The sequence below is a fragment of the Collinsella tanakaei genome (genome assembly GCF_030373545.1).
GTDB lineage: Bacteria > Actinomycetota > Coriobacteriia > Coriobacteriales > Coriobacteriaceae > Collinsella > Collinsella tanakaei_C.
The window spans coordinates 33594-51218 of the sequence record NZ_JAUDCO010000003.1; the positions used below are offsets into that span (position 1 = coordinate 33594).

A 17625-nucleotide genomic window follows, 5' to 3' on the forward strand; every position below is an offset into this window, starting at 1 on the left:
GCCAGCAAAGTATACCAATCCCGCGCAAAGATGGCCCCTCCGACGAATCCGTCACGCGCTCGAATCGCCCTGCTGCTCCTCGCCCTCGCCGCCATCGCCCTCATCGCCCAGCCCCGGCAGGAAGGTCTCCACCAGGCTGGACGCCGCGTCCGAGACGCGGTCGATCGTCGCGACGCGGGCGAGCGCCTTCAGGACGTCCATGACAAACGCGCGCTGCTCGGGCGCAAGCGCTTCGGCCGCATCGCGGATAGCAGGCAGGCTGGTGCGCCAGGTCTCGCGGATGTCGGCGAAGCGCATCGCACCGGGAACGCTCAGAACGTCGAAGAGCGTGTCGATGAACGACGCGCGTTCCTCTGCCGTAAAGCGGTCCATCCAGTCCGAGATCGTCGCTGCGAAGTACCGCGAGCTCGCCGAGAGCCCGTCGGCGACGCGAAACGCGCACCCGTCGACCTCCCACAGAAACGGATTGTGCTGCAAAACGGAGATGCCGTCGCTCTCCACGACCGTGAAGTCGCGCTCGGTGTCCATGATGAGGCCGATGATGGAGGACTTGGGCACGACCTTCTCCACGCGCTCGCGCACGCGCCGGTAGCCCTCGCTCGCCAGGAACTCCTCGTTGAACCCGGGGCCGTCATGCGAGTACACGCGCACGATGCGCTCCTGGATGCTCGCATCGACGCAGGACGCGGCGTAGACCGCCAGGTTGCCGCCCTTGGAGTGGCCGCCCAGGTAGAGCGGCCCTTCCGCCGCCGACGCGACGCGCTCCAGGTACGCCCGGGCCTCGCGCTGCGAGGGAACCGGACAGCGTGAGGCCATGTTGAAGTCCTCATGCCATCCCACAAGGGTGGAATCCGTTCCGCGGAAGGCGATAAACGCCCCGCCTCCCGGCAGCAGAAACGTCATCGCCGCGAACTGCTCGGCGGAATCGAGGTCGGTACGAAACGCGAACAGGCACAGCCGCGCATCGCGGAAGCGTGGGTTGGAGCACACGGCGTACAGCAGGTCCCGACTGCCCTCGGGATCCCAGTTCGTGCCGAACATGGTGTCGAAATCCTCCGCACGCATCAACTCGTGCAGCGCGATGCCCCCGCGCGTATGCGAGAGGCGCAAAGCGGAGTTCAGGCGATAGTACGACATCCACGAGAAGACAAGGCTGTCGAGCGTGCAAAACGGGCGATCTGCAAAGGTGTCGTGCACGGTCTGGGCATAGGTGAGAAAGTTCCCCGGCTTGCCCGCGCGGGCCTGCGCCTGCGATGCCTCGGCATCGTGAGCCTCATCGGCAACGGACGCCGCCACGGGATCGGAGGTGTCGCTCAGCATCGGCAGGCGGTTCGACACCCGGTCGGGAAGGATCGAGGTGAGCGCGGCGACGATCCTTGACGGAGCGGAAGGCGCGGGCTCGGCGGAATCGGCGGGTTCGCACGCGCCTGCGGGCTCGTCAGGCTTATCTGGTACAGGATTGACGGACGGCTCCTCCCCATCGCCAGACATAGCGAAGTCGGCAGGCCTCTCCGCCCCATGATCCAACATATCCACCATACGTGCCCCTCTGCCCTCGACACCAGACACCCCTATGCTACTCCCTCCGCAAGCGCGACAAAATGGCGACAAGATGGTGCCGGGAACAAACTTGTCGCCGTGAGGGCGGCGAGGGGCCGGACGACAAGATGACGCCAGGTGCACCCTTGTCGCTAGCTGCACCCTTGTCGCTAGGTACAAACTTGCCGGGCGGGGCACAAGGGGCTGCACGGCAAGGCCGTGAAGCGCCCCTTGAAGATGCGCCTAGCATTTCGAATTTCGGTTTCGGTTTCGGTCTCGCCTACTCAGCGGATAAACCACGCCGAGGTATCGCGTGGGACGGAACCGTCATCCGCCAGCGGTGCAGATGCGATCAGCAACTCGCCTGCGGGGGCAGGAACGGGCGCCGACCCGAAGTTCGTCACGCTCACCACAACACGCCCGCCGGATGCCGGGCGCTCGTAGGCGATGACGTGCTCGGGCGTGTCACCCAACGTCGCCTCGTCGACCCAGGCGCACGAGGTGTCGCCCGTGGAGGCCAGCAGCTCGGAGCGCAGCGCAAGCACGCGGCGGTAGAACGACAGCATCGAATCGGCGTCGGCGCGCTCGGCATCGACGGCATGCGCGGCGAACCACAACGGCTGCGGCAGGTGAGGTGCGGCGGGCGCCGTCACGGCGTCCCGCCCGCCGACGACAGGAGCCGAGAACCCAAACGAGCCCGTCGCGCCATCGCCAAACGACGGGTCCCAGGCTGCCGGCTGCGGCGCATCGCCGGCGACCCACGGAAGCGGCACGCGGCACCCGTCACGGCCCTTGATGGCGTCGCCATGCGCTGTGCGGCGCGCCTGCGGATCTTCCAGGCGATCCCACGGGATGGTTGCGACCTCGAACAGACCGAGCTCCTCACCCTGGTAGATATAGGCCGAACCGGGAAGCCCCATCTCCATGAGCAGCGCCGCCCGCGCGCGGCGGGTCCCCAGCGCGCGATCCTCCGGGTAGGTCGCGCCGTCGCGCAGCAGCCAGTCGGCCGCGAGCTGATGGTGCGTGCTGGCCTTGACCTGAGGAAGCCCGTAGCGCGTGGCGTGTCGCGGTACGTCGTGGTTCGAGAGCACCCACGTGCTCGTCGAGCCGGAGAGCTCGGCGCATGACAGGCCCTCCTCGATGGCGCGGCGGAAATCAGCGGCAAACCAGTCCGCCTTGGCGAACTCGAAGTTGAACACCTGACCCAGCTCGTCGGGCGAGGCGTAGAAGCGCTGATGGTCGGGTGTCACCCAGGCCTCGGCGACGGCGAAGCGCGGCGGCTCGTACTCGTTGAAGATGCGGCGCCACGAGCGGTAGATCTCATGCACCTCGGGGCGGTCCCACAAGGGGTTGTCCGCGTTGCCGCTCCCCTGCTTGGGCGCTTGGTCGAGCTCGTCGAGCGGACGGCTCGTCAGGTCCTTGGCCAGGGCATGCGCCACGTCCACGCGGAAGCCGTCGACGCCGCGGTCGCACCAAAAGCGCAGCGTGCGCTCGAACTCCTCGCGCACGTCGGGGTGCTGCCAGTTGAGGTCGGGCTGCTCGGCGGCAAACAGGTGCAGGTACCATTCGCCGTCCTCGACGCGCTCCCACGCCGAGCCGCCGAAGCACGACATCCAGCCGTTGGGAGGAAGCTCGCCGTGATCCCCGCGTCCGGGCCGGAAGATATAGCGTTCGCGCTCGGGCGAACCGGGACCCGCGGCGAGCGCCGCCTGGAAGAAGCGATGCTTGTTTGAGGTGTGGTTGGGCACGATGTCCACGATCACGCGGATGCCGCGGCCGTGCGCGGCGGCGACAAGCTCGTCGAAATCGTCGAGCGTACCCAAGCGCGGGTCGACGTCGCGGTAATCGATGACGTCGTACCCGCCGTCGGCGAGCTCTGAAGGATAGAACGGCGAGAGCCAGATGGCGTCGATGCCGAGCTCGGCGAGGTAATCGATTTCGGCGGTCACCCCGCGGATATCGCCCAGACCGTCCCCGTTGGCATCGCGGAAGCTGCGCGGATACACCTGGTACACGACAGCCTGCTTCCACCATTCGATCGCGTTGAGTGCCATGGCTACCTCCCTCTCGCGTCGGTCATCGGGGCCATTCTATCGCGCCATGCTTGTACGAACAAGAATGGCGCGATAGCAAAATGCGACCGGTTTTTGCGCGGGATATGACAGGGTGCGAGGGGTGGTTGCCGGTCGGGAGGAAGGCGGTCGGTCGGAAGTGGGTCGAGGACCGGTTGGTTGTCATTTGGTCGGAAGCCGGTTGGTTGCCAATCGGTCAGCCACCGGGAGGTCGCCGGTCGGTCGGGAGCCAGTCGATAACCGCTTCTCCAGCAGCCGGCGCACACCGTCACACAGGCCGATGGGCGCCGACGCAGCCAGCACATTCAGCTAGCGCAGCTGCGCGCGGTCGATGACCTCGGACAGCGCCGCAGCGGAGCGGTGCAGCTCACCAAGCTCCTCATCGTCAAGGGAGATGGGCACGCGGCACTCGATGCCGCCGCGGCCGATGATCGTGGGCATGGAGATGGCGATGTCGGAAAGGCCGTACTCCCCCACCATGAGACTCGAGACGGGCAGGATGCACTTCTCGTCACCCATAATCGCCCGGCACAGGCGCTGGACCGACATCGCGATGCCGTAATACGTCGCGTGCTTGCGAGCGATGATCTCGTAGGCGGCATGGCGGACCTCGTCGGCGATACGCGCCTCGGTCGCCTCGTGGTCGAAGTGGCCGCGCATCTCGCAGAAGTCCTTGAGCGGTACGCCGGCAACGTCGGCGCTCGACCACACGGCAAGCTCGGAGTCGCCGTGCTCACCGATGATGTACGCCTCGACATCGCGTGGATCAACGCCCAGATGATCGCCGAGTGCCTCCTGCAGGCGGGCGGTGTCGAGCACAGTGCCCGAACCGATCACGCGGCTCTCGGGCAGGCCGGACATCTTGATGGCGGCATAGGTGAGCACGTCGACCGGGTTGGAGACGACAAGTAGGATGCCCTCGAAGCCAACCTCCCGAATGCGCGGGATGATGCTGCGGTAGATGGCGACGTTCTTGTTCACCAGATCCAGACGCGTCTCGCCGGGTTTCTGCGCAGCGCCCGCCGTCACCACGATGATCGCCGCATCGGCGGCATCCTCGTAGTCGCCGGCGTAGATGCGCATGGGATGCGCGAACGGCGCCCCGTGGCTGATGTCGAGCGCCTCGCCCTCGGCGCGGGCGCGGTCCACGTCGATAAGGACCATCTCGGAAAACAGCCCGCTTTGCATGAGGGCAAACGCCGACGACGAGCCGACGAACCCGCATCCGACGACGGCGACTTTTCTATCGTTGACCATGGTAGTCCCCCTGATTCAATCGGGATTGGTATCGGTACCACGGTGTCAAATATATCCGGATTGCTCCGCCCTAAACGCGTCGCCGCTAATTCCTACCATTCTTATAACATTTACATATGAGGGGTTGGTTGGGGACGTGTTCCCGCCAACCCATCTTGCGGTGACGTCGGGTTGACTGAAGGAGCGCCGAGCGAAAATAGGTTGGAGGGAACACGCCCCCAGCGAACCCATCTGAAAGCGAAAATGGGTTGGAAGGAACACGTCCCCAACCAACCCATCCAGATACTAGATGCCGGCGGCCTCGATTGCGGCGACAGCGGCCTGAAGGCCCTCGGGCGGCAGCACGAGGGCCATACGCACGTAGCCCTCGCCGTGCGGACCGAAGCTCGCGCCGGGCGTGACGATCACGCCTGCGCGGTCCATAAGCTCCTCGCAAAACGCCATGGAGTCCGTGCGCCCGCCGGGCAGCTTGGCCCACACGAACATCGTGCCGTGCGCGTTGGGACGCTCCCAGCCGATGCGCTCCAGCCCGTCGCACAGCGCATCACGGCGCGCCTGGTACTTGAGCCGCTGAGCCTCGACCTCATCGAGCGGGCCGGTGAGCGCGGCGATCGCGGCGCGCTGGATCGGGAAGAACATGCCGAAATCGATCTGGCCGCGCAGCTTGGCGAATGCAGCCACGACATCCGGACGGCCGACGATGAAGCCGATGCGCGCGCCGGTCACGTTGAAGGACTTGGACAGCGAGAAGAACTCGACGCCCACCTCGAGCGCGCCGGGATAGCTCAGGAAGCTGCCGCCGTGCGGGCCGTCGTAGACGATGTCGGAATAGGCATTGTCATGGACGATCAGCAGGTCGTGCTCGCGCGCGAAGGCGATGATCTCCTCGTAGAGCTCCGGCGTCCCCACGCTTCCCACGGGGTTGGCGGGCAGCGACACGATCATGTACTTGGCGCGATCGGCCACCGCAGGGTCGATACCGGCCACATAGGGCAGAAAATCGTGCTCCGCATTGAGCGGGTAGTAGGCAAGCTCGCCGCCGGCGATCTTCACGCCCGCCTCGAACACCGGATAGCACGGATCGGGCACGAGCACCGTATCGCCCGGATCGAGCAGCGCCAGACCCAGATGGCCCACGCCCTCCTGCGTGCCGTTGCAGCTGGCCACCATGTCGGGCGTGATGCCCTCAACCCCGAAGCGACGCGCGTAGTAGTCGCAGACCGCCTGCTTGAGCTCGGGCAGATCGCCCAAGCTGTACTTCCACTCCGTGGGCTCGGCGGCAGCCGTGCGCAGCGCCTCGACCACATGGTCGTACGGAGCGAAGTCGGGCGTGCCGACCGAAAGGTTATAGATGGTGCGGCCTTCGGCCTCGAGCTTCAGGCGGCGCTGGTTGAGGGCGGCGAACACCTCGTCGCCAAACAGATCGAGACGCTTTGAGAACTGCATGGATGCATCTCCTCCACTCACAGGGTTTCATCCGGATCATCAAGGGCGCGCGATGCCGCAGCGCAATGCGACCCGCACGCGACTACGGGCATGACAACATGATACGTCTCCGTATCAGGACGCAGGCTCCAGCTCGTCGATCTCAGCGAGCCACAGGCGGGCGCTCGCGTCGGAGGGCATGCGCCAGTCGCCGCGCGGGCTGAGCGTGACCGAGCCCACCTTGGGGCCGTCCGGCAGGCAGCTGCGCTTGAACTGCTGGGCAAAGAAGCGCCGGTAGAACACGCGCAGCCAACTCCAGACGGTGCGCTCGTCGTAGGCGCCGGCAAACGAGCGGCACGCCATGCGGTAGATCTTGCCCGGAGCGAACCCGAAGCGCAGCAGGTGATACAGGAAGAAGTCGTGCAGCTCGTAAGGCCCCACGAGGTCCTCCGTCTTCTGCGCGATCTGGCCGTCGCCGGTCGGCGGAAGCAGCTCGGGCGAGACGGGCGTATCCAGGATGTCGAGCAGGGTCTCCTCGATTTTGCCGCCATACAGACCAGCCGCATAGCGGACGAGGTGCCGCACGAGCGTCTTGGGGACGCTCGCGTTCACGGCGTACATGCTCATGTGGTCGCCGTTGTAGGTAGCCCAGCCGAGCGCGAGCTCGGACAGGTCGCCCGTGCCGATCACGAAACCGCCGAGCTCGTTGGCAAGGTCCATGAGAATCTGCGTGCGCTCGCGGGCCTGGCTGTTCTCGTAGGTGACGTCGGTGACGGCAGGGTCGTGTCCGATGTCGGCAAAGTGCTGTTCCACCGCCGCATGGATCGAGATCTCACGGAAATCCACGCCAAGGGCGTGCGCGAGCGTCTCGGCGTTGCCCTTGGTGCGCCCCGTCGTGCCGAACCCGGGCATGGAGACGGCGGTGATGCCGGTGCGCGGCATGTCCAGGGCATCAAAGGCACGGACGGTGACGAGCAGGGCGAGCGTGGAGTCGAGACCGCCGGACAGGCCGATGACGGCGCGCTTGGTGCCGGTGTGGGCAAGACGCGTCTTCAGACCCGCGGCCTGCAGGCCGAAAATCGTCTCGCAGCGCTCGGCGAGGTCGCCGCGATCGGCGGGGACAAACGGCGTGCGGGCAAAGACCCGGTCGCACGCAAGGGCCGAGCGCATGAGCTTCGGCGCATCGGACGCCTGTCCCTGCCCGGCGACGTAGGCCTCACCCCGATAGGAGAAGTCGACGACGCTTCTGGGGCCGCAGGAAAACGCGGGCTTCTCCCACGTGGTACAACGGCGGCGCTCGGCGAGCAGGCGGTCGATGTCGACGTCGGCCACGGCCATATCACAGGTGAACAGGTCGGTACGCGCAACCAGGCTGCCGTTTTCGGCGATGAGGTTCTCGCCGGCGAAGACCAGGTCGGTCGTGGACTCCCCCTCGCCCGCGTCGGCGTACGCATAGGCGCAATACAGGCGCGCCGACTGCCCGCGCACCAGGTCGCGGCGGTACTCCGCCTTGCCGATGACCTCATCGGAGGCGGATGCGTTGAGGATGACGGTCGCGCCGCCGCTCACCGCCATGTCGATCGAAGGCGGCGCGGGCACCCACAGGTCCTCGCAGGCCTCGACGCCGATCACCACGTACTCAAGACCGGCATCGACGCAGCGGTAGACGGTGCCCCATCCTATGGACACGGACTCCTGGCCCGCATAGCGAATGGGCCGCATGGGATTGATGGGGGCGGGAGCAAACCAGCGGCGCTCGTAGAACTCGCTGTAGGTGGGCAGGTTGCGCTTGACGGTGAGGCCCAGCAGGCGCCCTGCGCAGCACACGGCGACGCAGTTGTACAGCGCCTCGTCGCAGGCGACGGGGACGCCGAGGGTAAACAGGATCGGCAGGTCGCGCGTCTCGTCGAGCAGCCGCGCCACGGCGCGCTCGCAAGCGCGCAGCAACGCGCGATCCAAGAACAGGTCCGCGCAGGTATATCCGGTCAGGTTGAGCTCGGGCAGCACGAGCGCGCCGACTCCGCGCGCCGCGGCGTCACGGATGCAGGCGAGCGCCGCATCGGCGTTGGCGTCAACGTCGGCGACCCGGATATGCGGGGTGGCCGCCGCAACGCGGAAAAACCCGTCGCCACAAGATCCCGACGCCCTCTGTGCGCCCGTAACATACAGCTCGTCCATGCCCGCTCCTTCGCAGTCGTGTTGCTCCCGCTATTGTAGCGTTGTCGAGCACCCGACGGCACCCGCGAGCTCACGGACGGACAGATGAGACCCATTGACCAAGAAGGCGCGGCGACCCTATCCCCTTGCGCGGTGTTCCCGACGCCGTCCCCCGCGCGTCACCGCCGCCCGTTCGGCGTTCGGACGCGCGCTATCGCACCAAGCGCGCGAGACACTGCGCCCAGCCGCGCGTCGCCACGAAGAAGCGCGCCAAGCCGAGCCGTCCGAGCCTGATTCCGCAGGCGTCCGCGCCCGCCACGGCATGCGCCGCGCGTCGCACGGCAGGGTGCGCCGGCAGGTCGGCCCACGCCGCTCCATACGCCTGCGCGAGCATCCGGTTCAAACGGCACGACATCGCACTGGACGTCTTCGGATCAAGGCAGGCGATGTCGAACAGGGTGAAGTCGAGACACCACGTGACCATCCGCTCGGGACACAGAGGGCCGAGGCCGCGCGCGTCCCATGCCGAGAAGATGCTCGCAAGCACGTCCAGATGCCTGGCGAGCTTGCGCTCCCGGGCGGCCGCGCCGTCGTGTTCGTGCGTGAGCGAGGCATCGTTCATGCGGTAGCGGTAGAGCTTGTCCGATATGAGCACCGTCGTGCGAGCGAGCGGATACACGGTGAAGTGAAAGGCGACGTCCTCCGCGAAGCGCAGCGACTCATCGAAGCGAATGCTCTCGCGCAGGGCAAACGAGCGGTCGACGACCGTGCGACACGCATAGGGCTGCGCGTTGGCGGAGAACAGCAGGTCCGCACTGAAGCCGCGGTAGACGGCGTCGGCGGGACTCAGCAGGCGCTTGATGCGCGCCGAGGCGAGCTCGGGCGGCTCACAGGCAGCGCCGCAGGTCACGACGTCGACATCGCGCGCCGACGCGAAGGCGCGGGCGATGCGCTCCGCAAAGGTCGGCGCGACCATGTCGTCGGAATCGAGAAACGCCACGAGACGCCCGCGCGCGGCGGCCATGCCGGCGTTGCGCGCCGCAGCCAGACCGGCATTCGCCTGATGCAGGACGCGCACGCGGCCATCGAGCGCGGCGTAGCGCTCGAGCACCTCCCCCGCCCCGTCGGGCGAGCCGTCGTCCACGCAGACGACCTCGATGTCGCGCACGGTCTGGACGAGCGCCGAGTCCAGACACGCGCCCACGGTCGTCTCGGTGTTGTAGACGGGAACGACGAAGGTCATGAGGGGCGACTGCGGCGCACAGGCGTCGGACACCCGTCCAGACGGCATGGCAGCGTTCGTCTCATCAGCCATGGCGAAGCCTGCCCAACGCGTATGATGCCACCAAGCCGGGACCTCCCAGCCGCAGGTAGTGGACCATGCGTCCAAGCGATCCCGCCGTGGCATAGCCTGGATATCTTTTGAGCCAGAGCTCAGGGTCGCGCACGATCGCCTCGAGGTTCGCACGCTTCCAGGGGCGAAAGTCCGCAAGCGACACCGTCTGGGCGTCCAGATCCCGCGCGAACTCGCGCGCCATGCGGTCAAGAAACGGCGCGCGGAGCTCCGGCGCCAAGCGGACATAGCTCCACATATACGAGTCGTACTTGGCGACCTGGGCTGCGCGCAGCAGCCGGACCGCCTCCGCCTCGCCATGGCGCGCGGCGAACTCGCATCCGATCCAGCGCTCGATCTCGGCGTATTCGCCGCATGTGCAAAACGCCTTGTCAGGCGCCTTGACCGACGAGCTCTCGTTGTCCTGTCGATAGCGCACGACCGCCCTGTTGACGTAGACCGCGCGCTCGGCGCTCGCGAGCACCTTGAACGCAAAGGAGCAGTCCTGAAACGACGCGCCGGGCGTGGGCAAAAAGCGAATGCCGTTGTCCTCCAAAAACGAACGACGGTACACCGCCGACCAGATCGAGGGCTCGCAGGAGAAGATCGTCGCGTCGTCCCGGGGGCGCAGCGCCTTACCGCACCTGTTCGCGGGCACAACCCGCACAGGCGCCGTACGCACGCGGGGAACGGACCAGTACCGTTCGAAGTTGCCCTTCGCCAGATCGGCGCCGGCCTTACGGGCGGCGGCGACGAGCGCGCGCAGGCCGTCCGCACATGCAAGGTCATCGGGCTCGAGGATGCCTACGAACTCGCCGCGGGCAGCGGCGAGACCCCGGTTCATGGAGTCGCCGTAGCCCGTGTTTTCCTTCGATATCACGCGGATGCGCGCGTCGCGTTCGGCGCGGGCGCGCAAGATGTCCGCCGAGCCGTCGGTCGACCCGTCGTCGATGCACACGATCTCGATGTCGGCAAGCGATTGGGCACATGCCGACGCAAGGCTCTCCTCGAGATAGCTCCTGACGTTATAGACGGGAACGAGCAGCGAGAGTACGGGTGCCTCTCCCGACCGCACGGGTGCCCCGGCGGCCTCGCCCGCTCTGTTTGCGAAAACCACGGTGTCGCCTCCTCGCGTTGGCTCTCACCACACAAAGCGCTGCGATACTACCCCGCGTCGGCCGGGATGATGCAAAGTTGTAAAACTCTTTACCGCAGGTAGACAGATGTGACACGCGCTCTTCACATAGATAAAGAAACCATTTCGTTTTGATACAGATACTGCAAGCTTTCGCCATTCTTACGGTTTGCAAACACGGCGTTTCTATAATGAGCCGCATCGTGTCGCCCGTATCGGGCGCCACGCCCCAACCCACCGACAGCCCCTTGAAAGGTGGTGGCTCGGACATGGAACATATCCTGGACAAACGCGGGAACAAGCGCACGCACGCGCCGTGCCCCATCGACCGGCTCGCCGTCATCGCCGTCACCTACAAGCGCCAAGAACTGCTCGCCGACCTGTTCGAATCCCTGGTCAACCTGACATCCGCGCCGTGGCGCATCATCGTCGTCGACAACGAGAACTCAGAGCGAACCGCCCGCATGGTGTCCGACCTCAACGAGCGCCTGGACGCCGCATGGGGCGCCCCTGAGCCCGACGATCTCGGCGGAGGCGTGCGCGTCGTCTACGCCCCGCAGACCGATAACCTGGGCGGCGCCGGCGGCTTCTCGGCCGGCATCGATCGCGCCTATCGCTTGGGCGCGCAATGGTTCTGGGTCATGGACGACGACGTGACGGTCCTGCCCGACGCCATCGACAAGCTCGCGCGCTGGACCGACCGCTTCGACGTCATCCAGGGCGCACGCCACGACTTCGACGGCGGCGACTTCTATTGGATGTATCGCCTGATCACGCCGCTCGGCATCCCCAACCCCATCGCGCCCGCGGGCTTTGGCCCCACGGGCTTTCGCCCCACCAATCAGCTGTGCTTTGAGGGCGGCCTGTTCTCGCGCCGCGTGGTGAAGGCGATCGGCCTTCCCGACCCGCGTTACTTCATCTACGGGGATGACGCCGTCTATGGCTATCTGGCGAGCAAGCACTTCAAGGCGGCAGCCGTCAGCGACGTCATCCTCAAGCGCGGGCGTGCCGTGTCCAACTGGGACATCGCCGGCAAGCGGCAGCTCAACTCGACGAGCGATTTCAACCGCTACTTCATCATGCGCAACCGCGGCTATACCGCGCAGTACCTGAAGGCGCACGGGGACTACCACCGCTTCTGGTACGGTGTGGGGACCGCGGCGACCTTCATCAAGGAGCTCATCCGCCTGGTCATGGTCGACCGGTCGTTTGCAACGGGCATCCCGGCCCTCGTGCGCGGCATGCGCGATGCGCGCAAGATCTACCGCGACCGCAGCTGGGCGCCCATGCCTCCCCTCGGCGTGCTCGCGTAAGCCCTCGTCAGGTTCCCGCCGCTCCAGCTGAGGTCCCGGCTCAAAGCTCCATAGGAAATCCCCGTGTGTTGCTACTTTTTGTTCTCTTGCGCGCGGGGCCTCGATACATCGTCCACGGGTACAAAATGCCAAGGAGCCCGTTCGGCGCGCTCGCATATCGGCGCGCATCGGGCATCCTTCTTCACGCATTCCGCCATGAGCGAAAGGACCGGGCATGGCACCCTATATGGACGACTACACGAGCCGTCGGAAGACGCGCATCTACGTGCGCCCCTCCGACCATGAGGCACCCAGCAAGGACGACCTGATCGGACAGACGCAGGCCATCCCGATCAAACAGGGGCTGTTCGACGGGCTGTCCGTCGCGCAGATCATCGCCGGCGCCGCTGCCGCCGCGACCTCCGTGGCGCTCGCATCGTATATCGGACTTGCCGGTTCGATCATCGGCGCGGCGGTGAGCTCGGTGGTCACGGTCGTCTCGTCCCAACTGTACCGTCGCTTCCTCGACGCGAGCGCGCGCAAGATCAAGACGGCCGGCAACCGCGCGCGCAGCGGCTACGCCTCGGGCTATGGCTCTGCCGACGCCACCGAGGTTATCGCCCCTGCCGCGGACGCCCCTGGTGCGCGCATGGCGCCGTCCAAGATTCGCGCCCGCGCCGCTGCCGCGCGGACCGCGAACCAGCGGAAGGTTATCGCGTTCTCGATCGTCATCGCGCTCGTCGCCGTCGTCGCCTGCGCAGCCGCCATCCTGCTGGGCACCGCAGGCGCCGGCTTGGGTGAGAAGACCGCGCCGATCATTCCTGTCATCACCCGCGAGCAGCCCGTCGATAGCGGCACCGTTGACGCTGAGGATGCCGAAGGTGAAGCGGAACAGGCCGACACCGACAGCGATGCCGCCGACAGCACCGCGCCGGACGATGCGTCCGGCAATGCAGGGACGGCTGACGAGCCCGCCGGCGCTCCGGGCACGGACGACGCGGGCGCGTCGGATTCGACACCCGGTACCGACACCGGAGAGAACACGGGCGAGATGACGCCCGGCGAGACGACGACGCCCGGCGATGGAAGCGACATCGTCACGGACGGCACGGCTGGATCCGAGGGCTCGGGCGACACGTCTTCGCAGGCCCCGGCAAACGGGCAGACGGGCGCCGCCCAGTAGGCCGCAAGGAAACGGTACCGGTGCTGCGGGACGGCACCTGACGCGCTGTGAGGCGGACCCTGACACGACGCGTGCGCCCGGCTTGTCGCAGCGCGCACCGATTTGCCGGCGGGTGCATCTCGCGCGCGGCGGGCGCCGCAGCCGATGCTAAGATGGTGTGCAGACGCAGAAGAAATGAGGCACCATGAGCATGCGCGATACGCGGCCGTCGCTGACGACCGGCAACCATATCTACCTGTACCGATTGCTTTCCGAACAGCTGGGATGCGGCAAGCAGACCCTGCTGCCCCGCGTCGAGGAGGCCCTTGCCACCGACCGCATGGAAGCGGTCGACCTCGGTTTTGAAAGCACACGCGAGCTGCTCGAACAGCTCGACGACTTCATCAAGCTCACCGTGTTCAAGGGCGGGCGCGTCTACGCCACCGTGATCGCCCAGCCCGCTTGGGACGAGGCGCTCGCCGCGCCCGAGAAGCAGCAGACCGACACCTCCGGCAAACCGTGGAAGCGCAAGAAAGCCGACAAGAGCCTGAAACCCGTCAAACCGCGCCGCATCAAGCGCAAGGTGGAGGAAGTCGGCGCGAACGCCCCCGCGGCAGATGCCGTTGCGGCGGACGCGGCCGTGCCCGACGCGAGCGCGGCCCCCCAAACCGCGTCCGACGGCTCGCCAGATGCGGCAGAGCTGTCCACGGAAGCCGGCGTGCCGAGCACGCCGAGCCCCGCCGCGGAGGAGCACGCCTCTGAAGCGCAGAGCGATGGCGAGGGATCAGAGAGCACCGCGGCCCCGATGCCTGAGGCGACCGGAACCGAAGCCGTTGTCGACGAGTCCGCCGACAACGTGCCCACGGCGCCCGAGGACGCTGGAGAGGACGAGCAAGCCCCTGCCGACGCGGAAGCCGTGCAACCCGCCATCACCCTGACCGTCGTCTACGACCCCGAAAACGCAAACGCCGGCATGAGGACGCTCGAGTCCACGCCCGGCATCACAAGCGCCGCCGTGGACGATTCGAATGAGGCCGCGCCAGAGCGGCTGGACGTGATTGCAGACGCCGCCGAGGATGCACCTGTGGACCAGCCGTCTGCCACCGAAGACGCACCGACAGACGAACCGGCCGCCACGACGGAGCCCGCGCCCGCAGCTGAGCCCGCAAGCGCGACGCCGCCCGCCAAGCCTGCCCCCGCAGCCGCGCCCGCTCCCGAGCCGGCTTTGCCTGACGACGCCCCGTGCGACTTCGCCTACGACGTCTACTGTCCCGCCGAGGTGCTCGCCGAGATGACCTATCTGCTCCCCTACGGCGCAGACGTCCTCGGCATCATGACCGAGTACTACCACATCGCCCGGCTGCGCGGGACACTCGAGGCCACGCGCAACCGCATGGCCTTCCCCCTGGGCTACACGCGCGATGGCCAGCGCCACGCCGTCACCATCCACCTCAGGCGCAACACGACGAACGGCGGTGCCGCCTGGATCGTCACCTCCGCCGAATAGCCCTCGCACATCGATGCACACGAAGACGGGACCGCTTGAGTCAAATGGCTCAAGCGGTCCCGTCCCTTACGTTGTTTCAGTTGGCGCTAGTCGCGGGTGAGCTTGCGGCGAATGCGATGCGGGCGGGCGGCGTCCTCGCCCAGGCGCGCGACGCGGTTCTCCTGATAGGCCTCGAAGTTGCCCTCGAACCAGAACCAGTTGCCCGGGTTCTCGTCGGTGCCCTCCCACGCAAGGATGTGCGTGGCAACGCGGTCGAGGAACATGCGGTCGTGGCTGATGACGACCGAGCAGCCCGGGAACTCGAGCAGCGCCGCCTCGAGCGAGGAGAGCGTCTCGACGTCGAGGTCGTTGGTAGGCTCGTCGAGCAGCAGCAGGTTGCCGCCCTGCTTGAGCGTGAGCGCCAGGTTCAGGCGGTTGCGCTCGCCGCCGGAGAGCACGCCGGCGCGCTTCTGCTGGTCGGAGCCCTTGAAGCCGAAGCTCGCCACGTAGGCGCGGCTCGGCACCTCGGACTCGCCCACGATCATGATGTCGTTGCCATCCGAGACGACCTCCCACAGGGACTTGTTGGGGTCGATGCCCTCGCGGCCCTGGTCAACGTAGGAGAGCTTCACGGTCTCGCCGAGCGTGATCGTGCCGGAGGTGGGCTGCTCCAGCCCCATGATCATCTTGAACAGGGTCGACTTGCCCACGCCGTTGGGGCCGATGACGCCCACGATGCCGTTGCGCGGCAGGCTGAACGACAGGTCGTCGATGAGCACGCGGCCGTCGAACTCCTTGTGCAGGTGCTCGACCTCGAGCACCTTGGCACCCAGGCGCGGGCCGACCGGGATGCGGATGTCGGTGTAGTCGAGCTTCTGGCTCGCGCGGGCCTCCGCCTCCATCTCCTCGTAGCGGGCCAGACGGGCCTTGTTCTTGGCCTGGCGCGCCTTCGGCGAGCTGCGGACCCACTCGAGCTCGGCGGCCATGCGCTTGGCGAGCTTGGCGTCGCGCTGGCCCTGGGCGGCGATGCGCGCCGCCTTGGTCTCGAGGTAGGTCGAGTAGTTGCCCTTGTACGGGTACAGGTGGCCGCGGTCAACCTCGCAGATCCACTCGGCGACGTTGTCCAGGAAGTAGCGGTCGTGGGTGACGGCGAGCACGGCGCCGGAATAGTTGTGCAGGAAGTGCTCGAGCCACAGAACCGACTCGGCGTCGAGGTGGTTGGTGGGCTCGTCGAGCAGCAGCAGGTCGGGCGCCTCGAGCAAAAGCTTGCACAGGGCGACGCGGCGGCGCTCGCCACCGGACAGGACGTTTACCGGCATGTCGGCGTCAGGGCACTGCAGCGCGTCCATCGCCTGGCCGAGCTTGCTGTCGATATCCCAGCCGTCAGCTGCGTCGATCTCGTCCTGCAGCTTGCCCATCTCGGCCATGAGGGCGTCCATGTCGCAGTCGGGGTCGCACATCTCCTCGCCGATCTTGTTGAAACGATCGACCTTGGCGAGCAGGTCGCCGAACGCCATGCGGATGTTCTCGATGACGGTCTTGTCGTCGTCAAGCGGCGGCTCCTGCTCGAGGATGCCGACGGTGTAGCCGGGCGTGAGGCGCGCCTCGCCGTTGGAGACCTCCTCGATGCCGGCCATGATCTTGAGCAGCGTTGACTTGCCCATGCCGTTGGGGCCCACGACGCCGATCTTGGCGCCCGGGTAAAACGACAGCGTGACGTCGTCGAGGATGACCTTGTCACCGTGCGCCTTGCGCGCCTGATACATCTGGTAGATGAACTCTGCCATGAAGAACTCCCTGTTGGGTCAGTTGATAGGTATGCGACCATCCTCGCAGATAACCGCAGCGAGCGCGACATGCGACTTTCTTCTCCACGACGAAACCACTCGGATACTCATCGAGGAGCGGACCTGTTGTTCGCCCCACAAGACACGTCGCCGACGTCATGGACCCCTATAATCGTGATCGTACAACCGGGACGCGAAAGGCATGAACATGGCAGAGACAGCCACCGATCGGCTTCGCATCATCATGGGCGACGAGGGACTCGCCCGCCTGCAGCAGGCAACCGTCATGGTGTTCGGCGTGGGCGGCGTGGGCTCCAACTGCATCGAGGCGTTGGCGCGCGGCGGCATCGGACGCCTTGTCATCATCGACAAGGACGTGGTCGCCCCGAGCAACATCAACCGCCAGGCAATCGCGTTTACCAGCACCGTCGGCCGACGCAAAATCGATGTCATGGCGGCCATGATCGCCGACATCAACCCCGCCTGCAAGGTCGTCGCACGAGATGCCTTCGTGCTGCCCGAGAATCTCGACGAGCTTGTCGACAACTGCCTTGCGGCCTGTGGCGGGCGCATCGACTACATCGTCGACGCCATCGACACCGTCGCGACCAAGCTCGCCATCGCCGAGCTCGCGCCGGCGCGCGGCATCCCCCTCATCAGCAGCATGGGCGCTGCCAACAAGCTGCACCCCGAGTGCCTGCGCATCGCCGACATCCACGACACGATCCGCGACCCGCTCTCGCGCGTCATCCGCAAGGAGTGCCGGCGCCGCGGTATCCGGCACCTGCGCGTGCTGTACTCGTGCGAGGAGCCACCCGCGTCGCGCGACGCGCAGGGCGCGGGGCGCCGCGAGCTGGGGACGGCGAGCTTCATGCCGCCCATCATGGGCCAGATGATCGCCGGCGAGGTCATTCGGCGCATCTCGGGCGTGGGCTGCGAGCCCGTCCGTCCCGACGGCACGCGCGCCGGCGCATAAGGGG

At 66.7% G+C, this 17625-nt stretch carries 12 protein-coding genes; 4 read left to right on the forward strand and 8 right to left on the reverse strand.

The features are described 5' to 3' along the window. Window positions 1-51: 51 nt before the first annotated feature. The 7 genes from QUW00_RS03005 to QUW00_RS03035 all read right to left on the reverse strand — a co-directional run bounded on the left by QUW00_RS03005 (window position 52) and on the right by QUW00_RS03035 (window position 10900). The gene (locus QUW00_RS03005) at window positions 52-1539 is read right to left on the reverse strand and encodes a DUF2974 domain-containing protein (protein WP_289612918.1); all 1488 of its coding nucleotides are present in this window, start codon (window positions 1537-1539) and stop codon (window positions 52-54) included. 284 nt (window positions 1540-1823) lie between these two features. After that, on the reverse strand, window positions 1824-3593 hold the full coding sequence (locus QUW00_RS03010) for a glycoside hydrolase family 13 protein (RefSeq protein ID WP_289612919.1): 1770 nt from the start codon (window positions 3591-3593) through the stop codon (window positions 1824-1826). A gap of 327 nt (window positions 3594-3920) precedes the next feature. Continuing rightward, window positions 3921-4868 carry an L-lactate dehydrogenase gene (locus tag QUW00_RS03015; RefSeq protein WP_289612920.1) on the reverse strand — a complete coding sequence of 316 codons (948 nt, stop codon included), beginning with the start codon at window positions 4866-4868 and terminating at the stop codon, window positions 3921-3923. A gap of 285 nt (window positions 4869-5153) precedes the next feature. Continuing rightward, window positions 5154-6314 (reverse strand): pyridoxal phosphate-dependent aminotransferase, encoded by a 1161-nt coding sequence (locus QUW00_RS03020; RefSeq protein ID WP_289612921.1) that lies wholly within the window; start codon window positions 6312-6314, stop codon window positions 5154-5156. 114 nt (window positions 6315-6428) lie between these two features. Next, window positions 6429-8471 (reverse strand): NAD(+) synthase, encoded by a 2043-nt coding sequence (locus QUW00_RS03025; protein ID WP_289612922.1) that lies wholly within the window; start codon window positions 8469-8471, stop codon window positions 6429-6431. Window positions 8472-8661: 190 nt separating this feature from the next. Next, entirely contained in the window at window positions 8662-9765 is a 1104-nt protein-coding gene (locus tag QUW00_RS03030) for a glycosyltransferase family 2 protein (protein ID WP_289612923.1), read from the reverse strand. Continuing rightward, complete coding sequence (locus QUW00_RS03035) at window positions 9758-10900, reverse strand: glycosyltransferase family 2 protein (RefSeq protein WP_289612924.1); 1143 nt, start codon at window positions 10898-10900, stop codon at window positions 9758-9760. Before QUW00_RS03035 ends, QUW00_RS03030 begins: the two co-directional genes overlap by 8 nt. Window positions 10901-11187: 287 nt before the next feature. Here QUW00_RS03035 and QUW00_RS03040 point away from each other — a divergent pair, with 287 nt between their 5' ends. The 3 genes from QUW00_RS03040 to QUW00_RS03050 all read left to right on the forward strand — a co-directional run bounded on the left by QUW00_RS03040 (window position 11188) and on the right by QUW00_RS03050 (window position 14879). Further along, window positions 11188-12231, forward strand: coding sequence for a glycosyltransferase (locus tag QUW00_RS03040; RefSeq protein ID WP_289612925.1), 1044 nt, complete (start codon window positions 11188-11190; stop codon window positions 12229-12231). A 214-nt stretch (window positions 12232-12445) separates the two neighbouring features. Beyond that, the gene (locus tag QUW00_RS03045; protein ID WP_289612926.1) at window positions 12446-13393 is read left to right on the forward strand and encodes a hypothetical protein; all 948 of its coding nucleotides are present in this window, start codon (window positions 12446-12448) and stop codon (window positions 13391-13393) included. Between the two features lie 184 nt (window positions 13394-13577). Continuing rightward, on the forward strand, window positions 13578-14879 hold the full coding sequence (locus tag QUW00_RS03050; protein WP_289612927.1) for a hypothetical protein: 1302 nt from the start codon (window positions 13578-13580) through the stop codon (window positions 14877-14879). An 86-nt stretch (window positions 14880-14965) separates the two neighbouring features. Here the strand turns inward: QUW00_RS03050 and ettA are convergent, their stop codons facing one another. Continuing rightward, window positions 14966-16645 carry an energy-dependent translational throttle protein EttA gene (ettA, locus tag QUW00_RS03055; RefSeq protein WP_289612928.1) on the reverse strand — a complete coding sequence of 560 codons (1680 nt, stop codon included), beginning with the start codon at window positions 16643-16645 and terminating at the stop codon, window positions 14966-14968. A gap of 208 nt (window positions 16646-16853) precedes the next feature. On the opposite strand from ettA, the gene QUW00_RS03060 reads away from it, so the two are divergent. Then, window positions 16854-17621 (forward strand): tRNA threonylcarbamoyladenosine dehydratase, encoded by a 768-nt coding sequence (locus QUW00_RS03060; RefSeq protein WP_289612929.1) that lies wholly within the window; start codon window positions 16854-16856, stop codon window positions 17619-17621. The last annotated feature ends 4 nt before the right edge of the window (window positions 17622-17625 follow it).

Bases quoted from the DNA above. Each gene is read 5' to 3' on its own strand.
- QUW00_RS03005 (WP_289612918.1), bottom strand. From the start codon at position 1,539: ATGGTGGATATGTTGGATCATGGGGCGGAGAGGCCTGCCGACTTCGCT.
- QUW00_RS03010 (WP_289612919.1), bottom strand. From the start codon at position 3,593: ATGGCACTCAACGCGATCGAATGGTGGAAGCAGGCTGTCGTGTACCAG.
- QUW00_RS03015 (WP_289612920.1), bottom strand. From the start codon at position 4,868: ATGGTCAACGATAGAAAAGTCGCCGTCGTCGGATGCGGGTTCGTCGGC.
- QUW00_RS03020 (WP_289612921.1), bottom strand. From the start codon at position 6,314: ATGCAGTTCTCAAAGCGTCTCGATCTGTTTGGCGACGAGGTGTTCGCC.
- QUW00_RS03025 (WP_289612922.1), bottom strand. From the start codon at position 8,471: ATGGACGAGCTGTATGTTACGGGCGCACAGAGGGCGTCGGGATCTTGT.
- QUW00_RS03030 (WP_289612923.1), bottom strand. From the start codon at position 9,765: ATGGCTGATGAGACGAACGCTGCCATGCCGTCTGGACGGGTGTCCGAC.
- QUW00_RS03040 (WP_289612925.1), top strand. From the start codon at position 11,188: ATGGAACATATCCTGGACAAACGCGGGAACAAGCGCACGCACGCGCCG.
- QUW00_RS03045 (WP_289612926.1), top strand. From the start codon at position 12,446: ATGGCACCCTATATGGACGACTACACGAGCCGTCGGAAGACGCGCATC.
- QUW00_RS03050 (WP_289612927.1), top strand. From the start codon at position 13,578: ATGAGCATGCGCGATACGCGGCCGTCGCTGACGACCGGCAACCATATC.
- ettA (WP_289612928.1), bottom strand. From the start codon at position 16,645: ATGGCAGAGTTCATCTACCAGATGTATCAGGCGCGCAAGGCGCACGGT.
- QUW00_RS03060 (WP_289612929.1), top strand. From the start codon at position 16,854: ATGGCAGAGACAGCCACCGATCGGCTTCGCATCATCATGGGCGACGAG.